Genomic DNA, 17,575 nt, shown 5'->3' with positions numbered 1-17,575 from the left:
GGTCACTCCTCACGTCGGCTGACCACAACGGCGGCCGGCCGAAGCTGGTTGCTGCCCTCCCCGTATCCCGCACGCAGTACCTCCATGACGATGCCGGGTGCGGTATCGGGCGCGTCGACCACGCCAACGACTTCATGACGCTGGGGGTTGAAAGGCACACCCGTCTGGTCGTCACGCGCGTAGCCGAGTTGGTCGAGTACCTTCACCGCCTGGTCGAGAATCGTTCGGACGCCCTCGATCACCGCGTTCGGCTGCCCGCCGTCGTGGGCGAGGGCACGCTCGAGATCGTCGACGATCGGCACCCACGCACCGGCGACGCGAGACCGCTCCGCGGCTCGTTCACGGTCTAGTTCGCGGGTGTAGCGCTTGCGTAGGTTGTCCAGATCAGCAACCGCACGGCGCCAGCGGTCCTCGAGTTGCGACAGCTCGGCGCTGGAATCCGACTCGGGCGAATTCGGTCCCGGCGCAGTATTTGTCGTTCCGGACCGCGTATCTTCGGGGCCCGAATGATCAGGGCTGGCCATCGGCTAGCTCCGGTCGAACTCGGCGTCGACAACGTCATCGTCGGCCGGCTGCGCGGCCCGCCCATCTCCCGGTTCCTGGCCGTTGGTCCCAGCGGTCGGTGAGGGCTGCAAGCCGTACAGCATCTGTTGCAGCTCAGATGTCAACTGCTGAAGCCGGTTCAGCGGTGCCTGTTCGTTGACCGCTTGGCGCGCATCGGTGATCAGCATTTCCGCTCGGCTGCGGTCGTGCGGGGCGACGGCCTCGCCGAGTTCGGCGAGCCTGCGCTCGACTTGATATGCAGCCGAGTCGAGTTCGTTTCGCGCTTCGACATTTCTACGCAGTTCTTCGTCTTCACGGCGGTGCGTCTCTGCTTCGCGAACCATTCGCTCGACCTCGCTCTGGTCGAGGTTCGACTGCTCGCTGATCGTGATGCCTTGCTCGGCCCCGGTGTCCTTGTCCCGCGCGGTGACGTTCAGGATCCCGTTGGCGTCGATATCGAAGACCACTTCGACCTGCGGCTCACCGCGCGGTGCGGGTCGGATGTTCTCCAGCTTGAACCGGCCGAGAACCCGGTTATCCCCTGCTAGTTCGCGCTCGCCCTGCAGGACGACGATGTCGACCGCGGGTTGGTTGTCAGCGGCTGTGGTGAACACCTCGCTGCGCCTCGCGGGGATCGTCGTGTTGCGCTCGATGATCTTTGTCATCAGTCCACCCGCGGTCTCCACGCCCAGCGAAAGCGGTGTGACGTCAAGCAACAAAACGTCCGACACCTCACCTTTGAGCACCCCGGCCTGGATTGCCGCGCCCATCGCGACGACCTCGTCGGGGTTCACACTCATGTTCGGATCTTTGCCGCCCGTGAGCCGGCGCACGAGACCCTGGACGGCGGGGATACGAGTCGACCCGCCGACCAGGATGACCTCGTCGATGTCGTTCGCCGAGACTTTGGCGTCTGCCATCGCTTAATGAACCGGCCCCATGGTGCGCTCGACCAGGTCGTGGGTCAGATCGTCGAATTTCGATCGGTTGACGGTCATCGTCAGATGCTTGGGGCCGTTTGCGTCAGCCGTGATGAACGGCAAATTCACCGCTGTCTGAGCCACCGACGACAGTTCGACCTTCGCCCGCTCTGCGGCTTCGAAGAGACGTTGCAGCGCTTGGGGATCCGAACGCAAGTCGATGTTGTTCTCGCGCTTGAACTCGTCGGCGAGGAAGTCGACGAGCCTACGGTCGAAGTCGTCTCCACCGAGATGGGAATCACCGGCTGTCGCGCGAACTTCGACGACACCATCACCGACGTCCAAAAGGCTGACGTCGAACGTGCCGCCGCCGAGGTCGAACACTAGTACCGTCTCGTGGCCCTTCTTGTCCAGACCGTAGGCCAGCGCGGCAGCCGTCGGCTCGTTGATGATGCGCAACACATCCAGGCCCGCGATCCGGCCCGCGTCCTTGGTGGCATTGCGCTGAGCGTCGTTGAAATACGCGGGTACGGTGATGACCGCTTCGCGAACCCGCTCACCGAGGAACTTGCCCGCGTCGTCGACGAGCTTGCGAAGCACTTGCGCGCTGATCTCCTCGGGCGAATACAACTTTCCGCGAATGTCAAAGCGCGCTTCGCCATTCGGGCCCTCGGCTACGTCGAAGCTGACCGCCTTGGCCTCTTCTGAGATTTCGTCGAAGCGGCGGCCGATGAACCGCTTGGCCGAATAGATGGTTCCCTTCGGATTCATGATCGATTGCCGGCGCGCCAGCTGGCCCACCAGCCGTTCACCGCTCTCGGTGAACGCGACCACCGAGGGTGTTGTCCGGGCTCCTTCCGCGTTGGAGATCACGACCGGCTCGCCGCCTTGCCAGGCCGCAATCACGGAGTTGGTGGTGCCTAGGTCAATGCCTACTGCGGTTGCCATGCTTTAGTCCTTTCGTTCGCGACTGTGCCTTCTCGCGTGCTCACGGCGCGTGGTTGCGACGAACCGGTGCGCAGCGCCTGCCGGCGTTCGTCGGCACTGTTGATCTCCACTTTTCGGGGTGTACTCGCTTGAGATACCGGGATGGTGAGCATGAGGACGCCGCGCTCGCAGGCAGCGGTCATGTCGCCGGGTTCGAGGTCGGCATCGAGAAATAGCCGCCGGCGAAATCCGCCGTGCGGCCGCTCGTCGACGATGACGTTGTCGCCCGCCCGATGCAGCGCCTGACGGCGGACGCCGATCTCGACGACGTTGCGCTCGACGGTGACTTCGACATCATCCGGGTCGACACCGGGCAGGTCGATGGCCACCATCAGCTGGTCGCCGCGCCGTACCATCTCGATCGGTAGAGGCCGCGGCATTCGTGCGCCACTGACGACCGTCGTCCCGTCCTGCTCCGGCAGCTGATCAAAATTCATGAACACCATGAGCGTCTCCTTCAAACTCGTGGTTTAGCTGCCTCGCCGGATCCACGGTCGACTCGTCATGCACATGGGCTGAACACGTTCTCGTACAACAATCCTGGCAACTCGACGCCAATGATGCGTGCGCCCCACGGGTCGAAAAATTGCGACGCGATTCGGCCTGTCAGCACGAACGCTTCGACAACCCTGACTCCGACCGCGCAGACGATTCCGCTTCGGCGCCCCCTCAGCGCGGCATTCACGCAGGGCTATGTATCACGCCGAGATGTAGTCGGCGATCAGCCGGTGGACGACATCGGAGGCATCCAAATGCATGAAATGCCCTGCGCCGTGGATGATCTCGTGGCGGCTGCCCGCCGGCAAGGCCGACGCCCCCAGGGCGCCCAGTCGTGGGTCGATCGCACCGTCGATATGGCCGTGCAGAAAGAGAATCGGGATCAGCGGCACTCCCCGCAGGGCATAGCGGTCGAGGTGTCGATTCCGCCTGCCCCGTCGCAACGGCCGGAACTGTGCCCGGTAATACGACAGTGCGGCGGTGCGACGGCCGCGGTCGGGCAGCGCCTCGAAGACGTGGGCGAGGTCGGCTGTGGCGTCGTACCCGGGCGGCGACCAGTCGCGCCACAACCTAGGAATGACTCTGTCGAGCATGCGTTCGGAAAGCCCGGGTAGCTGCTGGAACAAGACGTACCAACTCATCCGGGCCTGTCGCGGCAGCACCCGCACCACATCAGCGCCGTTGCCTGCTCCCGGTGTCAGCCCCGCGATCAGTGGGATGCCCATCGACACCACTTTCTCGAATGGGTTATCCGGGTATGCGGCAACGGCGTTGGCCGTAAACCCACCCCAGTCATGACCGATGAGTACGGCGTCGACGCCCCCACCCAACGCCTGATGCAACGCGATCGCATCCGACATCAACGCGCCGCCCCCATAGTCCCCGTCGCGCACCAGTTCGGTAGGCGCGTATCCGCGCATGAACGGCGCGACCACACGGAAGCCGTGCTGGGCGAAGTGCGGGCCGAGTTGGCGCCACGTCCACGCGGTGTCCGGGTAGCCGTGCAGGCACAGCATCAGGCGGCCGTCGGCAGGTCCCCAGGCCAGCGCCGCGAATCGCAGATGTGGCACCTCGACGGTGATTTTCTCGGGAGAGGTCATATGCCCGCCTGCTGCTTGGCGAACGGCGTCGTGCCTTCGCCCCACCGATCGGTGCGCATGGGACGAGATCTTGGCGATTCAGCAAAGCGGGTGTCAAGGATTCAGCGCACTGCCCGATCGTGTCGCTCGGCTAGGCTTGTCGAAATTTGTTGAGCTACCGCAACCTCGAATCTGCAGACAGAGGCACCGGAAAACCCTTCATGACGAAGCATTCGACCCTCACGAGACGGCCCCGGATTCCACCGCCTGAGCGTGACCCGTTCTACGCCGTTCCTGCAGGTCTCGATGAGATGGCCCCGGGGACGGTGTTGCGCGCACGGTCGGTGCGGCTGGCATTCTTCGGCCGTTTCCGGCAGGGCAGGGCGACGCAGCTGATGTACCGCAGTACCGAGTCGCGCGGACGCCCCGAAGCGGCCGTGACGACGGTGATCGTTCCGCGCGGCGTCGATCCGGCGAGTTGCCCGCTGCTGTCGTATCAGTGCGCCATTGACGCTGTGGCGGCGCGCTGCTTCCCGTCCTATGCCCTGCGTCAGGGCGCCGAGTTGGTCGGGGCCTCGGTGCAGGCGGAGTTTCTGTTCGTCGCCGCGGCCCTGTCGCGGGGATGGGCGGTCAGCATCCCGGACCACGAGGGTCTCGAGGGCATGTGGGGCGCGCCCTACGAGGCGGGGTTCCGCGTTCTCGACGGTCTACGCGCCGCCGTCAACCACTCGGAGCTGGGGCTGTCGTCCAACGCATCGATGGCGGTGTGGGGCTATTCCGGGGGCGGACTGGCCAGCGGATGGGCCGCCGAAGCCGCCGCAACGTATGCGCCCGAACTCAATATCGTTGGCGCAGTGATGGGTTCACCGGTGGTGGACCCGGAAAGCGTTGCGCGCCGGTTGAATGCGTCACCCTGGGCCGGCCTTGCGGCGTTGATGGTGGCGTCACTGGTCCACGTGTTCCCGGAGGCGCAAAAGGTCGTCGACGAACACGCGACCGAAGAGGGCAAGGCCCTACTCACCCAGATCGAAGGGATGTCGACCGGCGAGGCGATTCGGCGCTTCCGCAAGGTCGACATCGCCGACTTCGTCGACCTGACCTTCGAGGAATTGTTCGCGCTGCCCGAACTGCGGCATGTCTTCCAGGCGACCCGGCTAGGGCAGAAGACCCCCAGCATGCCGGTGCTCCTCATCCAGGGCGTGCACGACAAAATCGTCGACGTCGCCGACGTGGACAGGCTGGCGCAGACCTATACCGACGGCGGAACCGCGGTGAGCTATCACCGCGACCCCTTCGCCGAGCACCTGCTGCTGTATCCGTTCGCGGTTCCGATGAGCCTGTGGTGGCTCGCTGAACGACTCGCCGGGAACGACCCGCCCACGTCCCGTCACACCTGGCCGGCGCTGCTGGACCGGCGCACCTACGCCGGCCTGCCCGCTCTGGCGGGTGGCGCGGCGAACGCCGCGATCCGTCTCGCCAAGCGGCGTCGGCGAGCATAATCAGTCGCCAAATCACGTACTGCGCGTCATGGCTGCGCCGAACGCGGTTAAATGGCAAGTGTTTTCGCTTCTGCTAGTCAGGCCCCGAATAAGCTCAGGAGGAGTGCGTTGGGCGCCTCGACCCAGAGCGCGTTGTTTCCCAAGACCTCCCACTGCTCAGCGAGCGGAAAGTCGCCGATGGTGAGGAGGTTCGCCGCATGAGTGAAGTCGGTCTGGGCGATGTCGTAGTACCCCTGCGCCTCGGCCAGTCCCCCTGCGAAGTCGGCGGGCACAGTGACCGCCTCGATGTCGAACGGATTCGCCACCGGAGTGTTGGTCAGTACATCAAGCCCGTCGATGTACAAGTTTTCCAGCGGCGCGATCAAGGTGTTGTCGACGCCCGCGAGATATGCATCGAGCGCGTACGTCGGTTCGCCCAGCGCCAGGTATTGGCCGCCCAGGGTGAAAAGTTCGTTGCCGGCGGCGTAGACCACGTCGAGGTTATTGACGATGTCGGTATAGGGATCCGCGTGTACGGCCGGCGCCATCACGAGTCCGCTCAGGGGATAGAGCACCAGTCCGGCGGCGGCGGCGCCGAGTGCTGCCATGTGTCTGATGCGCCGCGTAGTGGTGGTCACGAGAGTCTCCTTGGGTCGCGTTCGTCTGAGCTAATGCTGAGAATCGTCGCTGCTCCAGTGATCGGCGCGCATGGGGAAAACTCCCCAAATACCGTGCGGAACCCCCTCCTCCGCGTCGCTCAGTTTCAGGCCCTCCACGCATGAAAAACGGCCCCCGGAGTGATCTCCGGGGGCCGTTTGCACTAGTGGCGGGGACAGGGGATCAGCTAGTTCGCAAGAGCCCACGCGCACCGAAGACTTCGACGGATTTCGCGGCCGCGCGATTAGCCGCCGAGGCAGCGGCATCGATGGCATCGCCGTCTGCCAGCCTCGCGGCGAACACGCCGTTGAAACTGTCGCCTGCGCCCGTTGTATCGACGACGGATACGTCAAGGGGTTCAATATGCACCGGCGATTTTCCCGGTTCGCATAGAAGTACACCTTCTCCGCCCATCGTCACAACGACCGGCGCTCCGGTGTACTCGCATAGTTCGGTAGCTGCGGTACGAATGTCCCTGGCCGATAGGCCGATTCGCATGGCGAGCTGGCGGCACTCCCCTGCGTTCGGAGTGAGGATCGGCTTGTAGGCGAACGCGTCGAGCACTTCGTCGACCGGCGGCGCGGGGTTGAGAACACAGGTCGCGCCGACCGATTCGGCGTGCTCGACTGCGGCCAGGACCGCGTCGCCGGGTATCTCGGTACTGACGAGCACGCAGTCGTTCGGGCGAAGCTCGCCTTGCAGGATCTGCGCAACGGTGTCGCCGGCGACTTCCGCGTTGGCTCCCACTCCTACGGTGATCTGGTTCTCGCCCGCGTCGTCGACGACGATCATCGCCAGACCGGTGCTGGCGCCGTCGCACCGTCGCACCCGTCGAGTGTCGACGTTGCAGGAGTTGAGGTCTGCCAGCGCGAGTTCGCCGTTCGCATCAACTCCGACGGCGCCGATGAGCACCACGTTGGCACCGGCTCGAGCTGCTGCTACGGCGGCGTTGGCCCCCTTACCGCCACCGTGGTGCTCGGCGCGATCACCCACGACGGTCTCGCCCGGACTCGGAAACCGACTGGTCTTGATCACTATGTCGATGTTGATCGCACCGACGACGTAGACCGTTGGCCGACAGGTTGTTTCGTGCATGCCGCTGCCCTACCGAGGTGGCGGCGCGACCGAGTCGCGCACCATCAGCTCGGCTGGCAACAACTCGGGAAGTGGACTCGCGCCGTTGCCCGCCATCAGATCGAAGAGCAGGGTCGCCGCTTGACGTCCCATGTCGCGGGCAGGCTGGCGGACGGTCGTCAGTCTGGGGGTCAGCAAGGAGACGAACGGAATGTCGTCGAACCCGACAACGCTGACCTCCGAGGGCACGGAGATACCCACGGATCGGCAGTATTCGAGTACGCCGACCGCCATCAGGTCGTTGGCGCACAACAGTGCCGTCGGTCGTTCAGATGCCGGCACGCTCAGTGCGGTCTTGCCCAACTCCCATCCGGATTGCTGGCGATAATCCCCCCAAAAGACCGGCACAGCATCCGGATTCACCCCGACGGCCGCCAGCGCCTCGCGGTATCCCGAGAGCCGCTGCTGCGTCGTCCACAGCGATTCCGGACCGGCGATGATGGCCAGGTTGCGGTGCCCGGCGTCGGTGACGCACTGGGCGACCTCCCGGGCGCCGCGGCGGTTGTCGGACACGATGGCGGGCAGATCGTCGAAGCCGGGCACGAACTCATCCACGAGAACGACCGGACCTTGACGGGTCAGCTCGACGATCGAGCTCGACGACGTGCGAGACCCTGCCAGGTAGACGATCCCGTTGAGGCGCTGACTACGCAGCAGCCGTCCATTGATGGACTCATCGTCAGCTGTCGCCTCGGGCGCGCACAGAACCACCAGCCCGCCGTTGGCGGAAACGACTTGCTCGACGCCTTCGACAAGTAGCGCGAAGAACTGATTGGACAGCTCGGGAATGACGAGCCCGATGTTGGGGGAGGACCGCTTCTTCAGCCCGCGTGCCGCTTCGTTGGGTGCGTAGTTGAGCACCCGGACGGCATCCAGGACTCGTGTCCTGCGGCTCGGTGCCACCGGGCCGCTGTCGTTGAGCACATAGCTGACAGTGCTCAGCGACACGCCTGCATGGCGCGCAACGTCTTTCATGGTAGGGCGTCGAGCGGTATTCATCTGGCGGTGCATCCTACTCGTTTGTCAGGCCGTCTTGACCGAGCCGCGCCCTGCTTCGTATCGACCGCTGGTCCACGTCAGCAACGAGACCCACAAAGCCTGGTAGTGCTCCCAGTCGAGAAACTCCGGAGGGGCCCAATGCGGAGCTAGATCAGAAGTGAAAGCAGAAACTCTACCGGCGCCATGGGTTCCCACGACCAGCAAGGGATCATCTCGATAGCGCGCGATGACCTGAGCGTCAGGTTTGGCAACTACCCGGTTGTAGCCGAGCAATGCCGGCCACCTGGGCGGCGTTTCGCCGAGTGCATCGTGGTCCGGCACGTCGAATTCCGCAACGGCACCTTCGGGGACCTCGATCCTGTCGTCGAAAGCCAAGAGCTCGACCGGCAAGACGTCGGCCAGTGGGCTCATACCGTAGCGCGCCCGACCGTCGATGCCCGTGAACGAAAGGTAGCCGCCGACCATCAGCAATCCCCCGCCGCGCTGGACGTAGTCGGCGATCAACGACAGTCGGTTGACGGTCGGCTTCGACCGGAGAAACGTGTCGTCGGTCAGCAGAAACGTGTTGGCGCCTACATCGCTGATCACCACGACGTCGTAATCCTCAAGGCGCTCAAGGCTCGTCGGGAATCGACTCGAGACTTCGTGGCCGCGTATGTACGTCACGTCAATGCCACCGCTGGAGACAGCTTCGAGGAATTCGCCCGCGCCTTCTTCGTACTCCGTGGAGTGGAAGTGGTCGAATCCCTTCATGTGAGTGGTGTGTTTGATCCACGACTCCCCGACCACCAATGCACTTAGCTGGCCAAATCCCTTTTTGCTCATCCAGTCTCCAGGTGTCGAGGTTGCTATGAGAACAGCGGGAACAGTGCTGCCGTGGTATCGGATGCCCTCGAACACCAATCGGGCGAGGCTTGCACTGGCGCTGCACGGTTGCGGTGATGCCGGGCGCGGGATTCGACTACCTGACGAACCGGCCCTCCCCACGTGACGCATGCAGCCCACTCCACGGCTGCGCTAGTATCGTTTCTATCCTATTCGAGCCTGCCATGCACGGTCAAGCGACGATCTACGGCTTCGGCAGTATCGGACCGAGGTCACCTGCGCCAATACCGCACGCTTCGCGGCCAGGCCATCGACGTATCCGAATGGTAATCCGTTCCAACCAACCCTGGGAGTCTCTGACACGCCGACTATCCGGCGTCCACGGTGCTATCACGTCCTCAGCCCCATCAATGCTCCCGAACCGATTGACAGCGAACGATTTAAGACTTCTTGCAACTGAGGGGAAGGCACTACGACGCGGGGCCTAGGGTGATCCCGCAGAGACATCGGGGAAGGTCGCGAATATAATCGTTTCTGGCAATTGCCAACGCGTCCAGCCGCTCCTTGCCGACCCGGAACGACCGAGATCGAGGACTCTTTATGAACATCGTCTCCGCATATGCCGCCCTCTCGGCAACCGAACCGCTCTGCAAGACGACGATCAGCCGCCGCGACCCCGGTCCGCACGACGTCGCGATCGACATCAGGTTTGCGGGTATCTGCCACTCCGACATTCATGTCGCTCGGGCCGAATGGGGGCCGACGAACTACCCGATGGTTCCCGGCCACGAAATCGCCGGCGTCGTCGCCGAGGTCGGCGCCCGGGTGACGAAGTACAAGAAAGGCGACAGAGTCGGCGTGGGTCTCATCGCAGACTCCTGCCGTGAATGCCGCAGCTGCCGGAATGGTCTGGAGCAGTACTGCACGATCGGGCTGACCCCGACGATCAATTCCATCGGCCGAGATGGGCAGCCGACGCAGGGTGGTTACAGCGAATCGATAGTGATCGACGAAAACTACGTGGTGCGCATTCCCGACTCACTGGCGCTGGACAAGGCCGCGCCGTTGATGTGCGCGGGCATCACGCTTTTCTCGCCGCTGCGACACTGGCACGTCGGAAGCGGCACCCGTCTTGCGGTCGTGGGCTTGGGCGGTTTGGGTCATATGGGGGTCAAGCTTGCGGCGGCAATGGGCGCCGAGGTGACGGTGCTTTCCCAAACATTGAAGAAGATGGAGGACGGGTTGCGACTGGGCGCCGACCGGTATTACGCGACCGCGGACCCGGACACCTTCCGCACGTTGCGTGGCAGCTTCGACCTGATCGTCAACACCGTGTCGGCCAACCTCGACCTCGGCGCCTACCTGGATCTGCTCGATGTCGACGGCACACTCGTCGAACTCGGAATCCCGGCGCATCCGTTGGAGGTACCTGCCGGAGTGCTGCTGGCGGGGAGACGCAGTTTGTCCGGCTCGCAAGTCGGCAGCATCGGCGAAACCCAGGAAATGCTGGACTTCTGCGCCGAACACGACGTGACGCCCGACATCGAACTCATCGAGCCCGATTGCATCAACATGGCCTATGAGCGCGTGCTCGCCAGCGACGTGCGCTACCGCTTCGTCATCGACATCTCAAAGCTGTGATGCGACAACGCGTTCCGCGAGCACGCCGTCAGGACGCGTCGGCCAACGCGTGCGGTGCAGAACGCAGCGGTGCAACGGCATCCGCGTAGTAACTTTGCGGTACCTCTCGCTCACTGCGTTCGATCAGCTCGCTGAAGTCCCACTTCTTCAGCAACTTGCCGTTGCGGAACACCGGCTGCAGCACGTTGTCGCCGGGCGCGATCGATTCGCGGCGCACCGTTTGGTAGTCGCCGTCGGCGTACCGCAGAGCGAGGCGGCCCCGCTTCGAAGCCTTGACTGCGTCTCCGGTTGGCTGCTTATTGATATCGCGCCACTCACCGTTGACGCACACGGCGCTAGCCTTCTGACCGAAGGCACTGGTGTCGCGATTGCAATGCTGCAACAACCCGCCACCCATGCCGAAGACCGCGTTCTCGGCGGAGAAGCCGCGGCGTTCCAACTCCGCGTAGACCAAGGGCAGGCTTTCGCGAGTTACCCCGTCGCCCTGGACAACCCGGACGAAATCGGGCAGCACCTTGAAGCCCTTACTGTTCGTGGTGCTGCCGAAACCGTCGATCAACCACTGGGTGGTATCAGCCGTCACCTGCACCACGTCGCCGGAATCGGGACGCACCCCGACCAGACCGGGGAAGTTGCTCACGACATCGCGGAGCTCACCGCAGATGATGTTCTTGACGGCGTTCTCGTGGTCGTAGGTATCGGTGAGCAACAGGGCCATCCCATGCTTGGCGTGTACCTCCAGCATGTTGCGCATGGCGGCTGCCTCGTTCTCGCGGCCCCACGCGCAAAAGCCGGCGTGTTCAGAGTTGGGTCCCGAATTCGACGGCGCCACAGCGTTATAGAACTCCTTGGCGGCAATGATGCCGGGGACGGTATCGCTTTGTGAGAAGTTGACCAAGTGCGCCAGCCCGCCCAGAGCAGCCGATTCCTGTGAGCTGACACCACGCGCGCCATAATCGTGTAGGCAGTGACGCAGCAACTCTGGATGGTCAGACGTACGGTCGAGCGCCTCCTTGATCACCTGCTTGGCCAGCCAGCTGATGGTTCCCACGGTGGTTGGGTACCAGACGGCGCGCAATAGCGCCGTCTCGAAAAAGCTTGTCACCCAATAGTATTTGGGATCGGTGTTGATGATCTGGACCAAGACGTTACGGATGGGCAGTACCAAGCCTTCCGGTACCGCCTCGATCTCCACCGGGAGGAACCCGTCGTGGTCGTTGACAATGCCCATCCAGTTGTCGCGATTGAAGTGCATGCCTTGTTCACGCATGTAGTACTCGGCCTGGTCGACGTCGTCGATGGTGATCGGCTTCATCAGGTACTCGCGCAGAAATGCCTGCAGCCCAACGAACATCGTCACGGGGAACTCTCCGCCGCGCGCCTCGATATAGCTCGAGACGTACTCCGTGCCCTTCGGGTACAGCGGGTAGTGGCAATGCTTGTAGTTGTCGGTGTTGATGATGATGTTGGCGTAGCTACTGCGCGACATCAGTGCTCCTGTTCTCGGTGTGAGCGAATGAGACGAGGCTCCAACATTTTGAATCCCGGCTCGGCCAACGACGCACTGCTGCGACCGTCGCATCGCACTGACAAAATAGTAACGTTTCTATTGGCCCTGTCAATCGGAGTGCAGCGATTCGACAACGCAAATGAGCTGCAGGTTTCCCAGCAGGATTAACCGGTTCTTTACCTAATTAGCTGCGCTCACGCATATCTCGCGCGCACTCCACCCGCGTCATCGGAAGGCAATGTGTGCGAATAGGAGGCGTAACAAACTGGAATCGATTCCATTACCCTAGGCGATGGAAGCTTGGCAGGCCGATGAGCACGCCCACCTCGGGACGTTATCCAGTCAACGCCACTGGTGTCGCGTCATTGGCTTGCCGGGCCTCAGGTGCGTAATAGCTCGACGGAGTTGGCATTTCGCTTCGCCGGATCAGGTCGCTCATGCTCCATTCGCGAAGCAGCTTTCCGTCGCGGAACACCGGGGTCAGCAGATTTTCCTCGGCAGGGATCTCCTCGCGCCGTACCGTGCGGTAGTCCCCGTCCAGTTTGCAGAGCGCGAGCCGCCCGGCCTTCGAGCGCTTCATCGCGCTTCCCTTCGGCGACTTGAAGACATCGCGCCACTCACCTCTGATGCGTACCGCGCTGGCCTTCATACCGAAGTTCATCGAGTCGCGGTCCGGCTTCTGCAACAGTCCACCGCCCATCCCACACAGCACGTTGTCGGCGGCCAGGCCACGCGCTTCGAGCTCGGCGTAGATAGCGAGGTAGCTGTCCAGTGTGAGGCCGTCGCCTTGGACCACCCGGATGAACGGTGGCAGCACACGGTAGCCTTTGCCGTTGGTCTCGTAACCGAAGCTCGCCATGAGACTTTCGACCGTTTCCACTGGGGTGAGGACTGCGTCACCGGAATCGCAGCGAACGATCACAAGTCCTTCGAAGCCGCGAACCTCCGAGTTCAGTTCCTTGCCAAGGATGTTCTTCACGGCATTGTCATGGTCGTAGGTGTCGACGAGGAGCCCGACGGCCGCGGCACCAGGGAAGTTCAGCAAACGCCTGAACGAGTTGGCCTCGTTCTCGCGGCCGGCCGCCGCGACAGTGGCGTGTTCTTGGAACACCGCGGCGCCACTCGGCGCGGGTCCGTTGTACCAGCGACGCGATCCCAAATACCCGGGGACGTTGTCAGTCTGGTCGAAATTGATGAGGTGCGCGACTCCGCCTAGTGCTGCGGACTCGAACGAGCTGACACCGCGCGCGCCGTAGTCGTGGAGGTAGAGCCGGATCATCTCGGGGTGGTCCGACGTCTTCTCCAGGAAGCCTCGAATGTGTTGTTTCGCAATCCAACTGGTGGTGGCGACGGTGGACGGGTACCAGACGGCACGGAGCAGCGCGGTTTCGACGAACCCGGTGACCCAGGGATACTTAGGGTCGGTGTTGACGACCTGGACGAGTACGTTGCGCGTTGGCACGACAGTGCCTTCGGGCACTGCCTCGATTTCCAATGGCAGGTGGCCGCCATGGTCGTTGAGTAGGTCGATCCAGATTTGACGCTGGAACGGGACTCCCATGGACACGTGCACGTCGTGAGCTTCGTGAATGTCCTCGATCGTGAAGGGGTGCATGAGGTACTCACGCAGGAAAGGCTGCAGGCCGGTGAACAAGATCGACGGATACATGCCGCCCCGGGACTCGATGTAGCTCGAAACATATTCGGTGCCTTCGGGATACATCTGGCTGTGCGCATTCTTGTAGGTGTCTACGTTGGTGATGATGTTTCCCGAGTAGCGTTGCTGCGCCATGTGTTGGGTTCCTGTCCTGGTCGTGTGCCAGAGCGCATCTGGCAGTGCGCAGGGCCCGATGGAGTGAGCGATGACTGACTCGAAAGCTTAAGTTCCGCCGGGGCGACCCGCAACGCGAATAACGTTTCTATTTTCTGGCCAAATCAGTCGCGGGTTCCGCTGTCGCATCGCCGGCGTCGACAACCAGGCAACTCAGCCGGAACAATGTCGCGCGGAAACACGAGATCTGTAACAACACGTTTACGTAACACCGTATTGGCTCGCTCACATGCATATATCGCCGATTAACGGGTTGCACAGTTCGCGTCCGACGAGGAGTGCGCGGCCCCGAGTCGTGGGGTTAAGGTCGGACCCGCGCGACGACGAGAACGATCTTCGGGCCTGTGGTAGAAACGTTATTGTCAGCCGGCGAGGAACGCTCAGGTCTTCGACGTATCCGTGGACCCATCGGAGCCGTCGGCGCCGAGCACGTCCCGGCCCGACCGCGGTGTTTGTGTTGGCGCACTGCCCTATTGGCGCGTTGCCGCCGGAAAGGCCAGCCGCTAATGGATGGCGACTACGTCTACTACGTCGACTGCGACCCCGGAATCGACGATGCGCTAGCCCTGCTCTACCTCTTACAGACCGGGGTCGAGGTGGTGTCCATCGGCGTTGTCCAGGGAAACGTCGAGGTCGCTGTGGGGGCTGAAAACACCGCCCGATTCTTGGCCCTTGCGGGGCGCACAGACATCCCGATCTCGCTCGGCGGTCACCATCCCATGATCGGCGAATTCTGGGGAGGAGCCGCGGTGATACACGGCGTCGACGGGTTCGGTGGCGTCGAGCTGGCCCGCTCCGAGGCGGTCTTCGACGATCTGTCATCCAGCGACCGGCTCGTCGACCTTGCACACCGCTATGGGACCCGGCTTCGAATCATCGCGTTGGGGCCCCTCACCAACATCGCGGCGGCGATCACGCGCGAGCCGTCGCTGCCGCATCTGGTTGGCAACATCACGATCATGGGCGGCGCCTACCAGGCGGCCGGCAACGTAACTCCACACGCCGAGGCGAACATCTACGCCGATCCGTACGCGGCCGAGCACGTGTTTTCCGTACCTTGGCGGGATCTGCTTCTGGTACCGCTGGACATCACGACACAGCACATGTTCAGCACGGCCGACAACCAGCGACTGGCCGCCTCCACGGATCCCCTGACGCAGCGGGTTGCCGAGATGGTCGAGTTCTATCTGAATGCGTGCCGTCCCAAGTACGGCGGAGGGGAATGCCCGCTGCACGATCCGCTTGCCGTCGCGTTGGCGATCGACGCGGTGAAGCTCACCGACGTACGACCATGCCGGCTGAGCGTGATCACCGGCGATACTCCCGACCTCGGCAGGACCGTCGTGTCGATGCTCGACGAGGACGGCGCCGAGTCGCGAACGCGCATCGCCCTAGCGGGCGAACCCGACCTTGCGCCGCTGCTGTTGAACTCCATCGGATGCTGACACCCGGGTTATAGAATCGTTTATGATATGACTTTGGGGTTACAAATCGCTCAACGGTGTTGTGCAGTAAGGCATTACAGCTGGCCTGAAGCAATTGCCTTTGCGGGCAACGGATTAGCGCTCACGCGCGCTGGGAAGGAACGAGATGTCCGGTTACACAGAGGCAAAGCGCAAGGCCGGGGCGCTTATCCGGGCGTCGATGCCAAAACACGAGATTCGCTTCCCACGTCTGTTCCATCCCGACGAGATTGCGGCCATGCCTCGCATCGCGTTCAGCAAGGGTGTCGAGATGGGGGCGTTCATCTCCCGTGAGCGCGAAGGTTCGCGTTACTACAGCCAGGGCATCGCATTTCACGCCGGGGATGCAGAAGACGTGGTCTGGCAGGCGACGAGCTGGGATGAGGCGTTCTGCTGCCTCAGCGGAAAGATCCGTGTCGTGGCCACCGACGCCGACGGGCTGGAATTGGACTACACGCTCGAACCGGGCGATCACTTCTGGGCGCCAGCCGGCTATCAGTATGCCGTGAAGGCAACGGGAGTCGACTCGACGAGCTTCGTGACGACGGCGCCGCAGTTGCCTTCTGGATGGCGTCACACCGGCGACGACGCGTCCTACAGCGACGCCCTGATCGCATTGCGTCCCTAACGGCGGCACAGGCACTGCGCACAGGACTGCGTCCGGGTCACCTCAGCAGCCCGGTGGCACGACGACGCTCGACCACGCAGCCACTTAGAAGAGGTGATTGTTGCCGCCGAACACCTCGCTGACGGAACGATCGGTGAAGATCCGGCGGATGGAATCGGCCAGCAATGGAGCGCACGACACCACCTCGATCGTCGCCGGAGCGCCACCGCGCAGTGGAATGCTGTCGGTGACAACGATCCGCTCGAAGGGCGATCCGGCCAGGGTTTCGTAGGCCCGACCGCTGAGTACGGGATGGGTGACCGCAGCGAAAACCTTTCGTGCGCCGGCTTTCTGGACGGCCTCGCCTGCCGCGCGTAGTGTCCCCGCGGTGTCGACGATGTCGTCGACGATAATCGCAGTCTTGTCGCGCACGTCGCCGATGACGTGCACGATTTCCGCCACCTGTTGACGGGGTCGCTCTTTGTCGAGGATCGCGAGATCGGCACCGACGCGCGTGGCGAACTGTTTGTTCAACTTCACCCTGCCCGCGTCGGGCGCGACGACAACCAGATCGTCGTCGAGGCCGATGAAGTGGTCGGCCAACATCATCAGCGCGGTCATGTGATCGACCGGTATGCCGAAAAAGCCCTGTAGCTGGCCGGCGTGCAAATCCATGGCCAGCACGCGATCCGCACCGACCGCCTCCAGTGTGCGGGCCACCATGCGCGCCGAAATCGGCTCGCGCGGGGCAGACTTCTTGTCTTGCCGGGAGTAGCCGTACCAGGGCGTCACGGCGACCACGCGATGAGCACTCGCACCGACTGCTGCATCAATCATCACAAGCAGCTCCAGAAGCGCGTCGTTCGCGTTGATTCCCGCCTGTGGATTCCCGCACATCGGCTGCACCAGAAAGACATCGGCGCCCCGGATCGACTCGTCGAAACGGCAGTAGACCTCGTCGTTGGAAAACGTCTTGAGGGTGACCGAGCCGAGTTCGACACCGAGCTGAGCGGCGATGTCGAGAGCCAAACCCGGGTTGGCGCGTCCCGAGAAAAGCATCAACTGCTTCTCGTAGCCAACTCGCAGCGACGCGGTCACGCGCCGACCCACTCGACATCGAGACCAAAATCCGGTCTGCAACGGCGCCTTTCGTCGTCAACAGTCGGTTCCTCACACTGCCTCATGCGCTCGCCTTCGTCGTCATGTCGCTGCGGTCTGTCACTCCGGTTGCCGGTGCTGCCGCTGCGTTCAAGTTGATCATAGCCGTGAAAGTGGTAACGTTTCTATCGAAGAGATCGTGATTATTAATGCATGCTATCGCCGTAGATATTCTTCATCCAGCTCGTGAACTAGAAATGTTTCATTCGAGCAAAGCTGGCGGGATCGTGTTCGCGCGCGTCGAA

At 63.0% G+C, this 17,575-nt stretch carries 14 protein-coding genes and 1 pseudogene; 4 read left to right on the top strand and 11 right to left on the bottom strand.

Annotation, left to right across the window (positions count from 1 at the left end; all coding sequences use genetic code 11):
• Nucleotides 1-2: 2 nt before the first annotated feature.
• From MKK62_RS16710 to MKK62_RS16695, 4 genes and pseudogenes are all read right to left on the bottom strand, one after another.
• A complete protein-coding gene (locus MKK62_RS16710) occupies nt 3-524 on the bottom strand; it encodes a nucleotide exchange factor GrpE (RefSeq protein WP_240258769.1) in 522 nt (173 codons plus the stop codon).
• Nucleotides 525-527: 3 nt separating this feature from the next.
• A pseudogene (gene dnaK / locus MKK62_RS16705) lies at nt 528-2,411 on the bottom strand (molecular chaperone DnaK).
• Nucleotides 2,396-2,896: an Hsp20/alpha crystallin family protein gene (locus MKK62_RS16700; protein WP_240258770.1), complete on the bottom strand. Its 501-nt coding sequence runs from the start codon at nt 2,894-2,896 to the stop codon at nt 2,396-2,398. The pseudogene dnaK and the gene MKK62_RS16700 overlap by 16 nt, the downstream one beginning before the upstream one ends.
• A 252-nt stretch (nt 2,897-3,148) precedes the next feature.
• Complete coding sequence (locus MKK62_RS16695; RefSeq protein WP_240258771.1) at nt 3,149-4,048, bottom strand: alpha/beta fold hydrolase; 900 nt, start codon at nt 4,046-4,048, stop codon at nt 3,149-3,151.
• 200 nt (nt 4,049-4,248) lie between these two features.
• Here MKK62_RS16695 and MKK62_RS16690 point away from each other — a divergent pair, with 200 nt between their 5' ends.
• Nucleotides 4,249-5,526: a lipase family protein gene (locus MKK62_RS16690; protein WP_240258772.1), complete on the top strand. Its 1,278-nt coding sequence runs from the start codon at nt 4,249-4,251 to the stop codon at nt 5,524-5,526.
• Between the two features lie 77 nt (nt 5,527-5,603).
• Here the strand turns inward: MKK62_RS16690 and MKK62_RS16685 are convergent, their stop codons facing one another.
• From MKK62_RS16685 to MKK62_RS16670, 4 genes are all read right to left on the bottom strand, one after another.
• Complete coding sequence (locus MKK62_RS16685) at nt 5,604-6,143, bottom strand: hypothetical protein (protein WP_240258773.1); 540 nt, start codon at nt 6,141-6,143, stop codon at nt 5,604-5,606.
• 202 nt (nt 6,144-6,345) lie between these two features.
• A complete protein-coding gene (locus MKK62_RS16680; RefSeq protein ID WP_240258774.1) occupies nt 6,346-7,257 on the bottom strand; it encodes a PfkB family carbohydrate kinase in 912 nt (303 codons plus the stop codon).
• Nucleotides 7,258-7,266: 9 nt separating this feature from the next.
• Complete coding sequence (locus MKK62_RS16675) at nt 7,267-8,244, bottom strand: LacI family DNA-binding transcriptional regulator (protein WP_240258775.1); 978 nt, start codon at nt 8,242-8,244, stop codon at nt 7,267-7,269.
• Nucleotides 8,245-8,319: 75 nt separating this feature from the next.
• The gene (locus MKK62_RS16670; protein WP_240258776.1) at nt 8,320-9,120 is read right to left on the bottom strand and encodes a glutamine amidotransferase; all 801 of its coding nucleotides are present in this window, start codon (nt 9,118-9,120) and stop codon (nt 8,320-8,322) included.
• Nucleotides 9,121-9,720: 600 nt separating this feature from the next.
• Here MKK62_RS16670 and MKK62_RS16665 point away from each other — a divergent pair.
• The gene (locus tag MKK62_RS16665; protein WP_240258777.1) at nt 9,721-10,761 is read left to right on the top strand and encodes an NAD(P)-dependent alcohol dehydrogenase; all 1,041 of its coding nucleotides are present in this window, start codon (nt 9,721-9,723) and stop codon (nt 10,759-10,761) included.
• 28 nt (nt 10,762-10,789) lie between these two features.
• Here the strand turns inward: MKK62_RS16665 and MKK62_RS16660 are convergent, their stop codons facing one another.
• Both MKK62_RS16660 and MKK62_RS16655 read right to left on the bottom strand, forming a co-directional pair.
• The gene (locus MKK62_RS16660) at nt 10,790-12,250 is read right to left on the bottom strand and encodes a nicotinate phosphoribosyltransferase (RefSeq protein WP_240258778.1); all 1,461 of its coding nucleotides are present in this window, start codon (nt 12,248-12,250) and stop codon (nt 10,790-10,792) included.
• 355 nt (nt 12,251-12,605) lie between these two features.
• Nucleotides 12,606-14,063 carry a nicotinate phosphoribosyltransferase gene (locus tag MKK62_RS16655; protein ID WP_240258779.1) on the bottom strand — a complete coding sequence of 486 codons (1,458 nt, stop codon included), beginning with the start codon at nt 14,061-14,063 and terminating at the stop codon, nt 12,606-12,608.
• 545 nt (nt 14,064-14,608) lie between these two features.
• Between MKK62_RS16655 and MKK62_RS16650 the strand changes: the two genes are divergently transcribed.
• On the top strand, nt 14,609-15,547 hold the full coding sequence (locus MKK62_RS16650) for a nucleoside hydrolase (RefSeq protein WP_240258780.1): 939 nt from the start codon (nt 14,609-14,611) through the stop codon (nt 15,545-15,547).
• A gap of 145 nt (nt 15,548-15,692) precedes the next feature.
• The gene (locus tag MKK62_RS16645) at nt 15,693-16,193 is read left to right on the top strand and encodes a cupin domain-containing protein (RefSeq protein ID WP_240258781.1); all 501 of its coding nucleotides are present in this window, start codon (nt 15,693-15,695) and stop codon (nt 16,191-16,193) included.
• A gap of 84 nt (nt 16,194-16,277) precedes the next feature.
• Here the strand turns inward: MKK62_RS16645 and MKK62_RS16640 are convergent, their stop codons facing one another.
• The gene (locus tag MKK62_RS16640) at nt 16,278-17,270 is read right to left on the bottom strand and encodes a ribose-phosphate diphosphokinase (protein ID WP_240258782.1); all 993 of its coding nucleotides are present in this window, start codon (nt 17,268-17,270) and stop codon (nt 16,278-16,280) included.
• Between the last annotated feature and the right edge of the window lie 305 nt (nt 17,271-17,575).

The sequence above is a fragment of the Mycobacterium paraterrae genome (assembly GCF_022430545.2).
GTDB lineage: Bacteria > Actinomycetota > Actinomycetes > Mycobacteriales > Mycobacteriaceae > Mycobacterium > Mycobacterium paraterrae.
The sequence above is the reverse complement of the archived record's forward strand: the minus strand, read 5'-3'. Positions and strand labels throughout refer to the sequence as shown.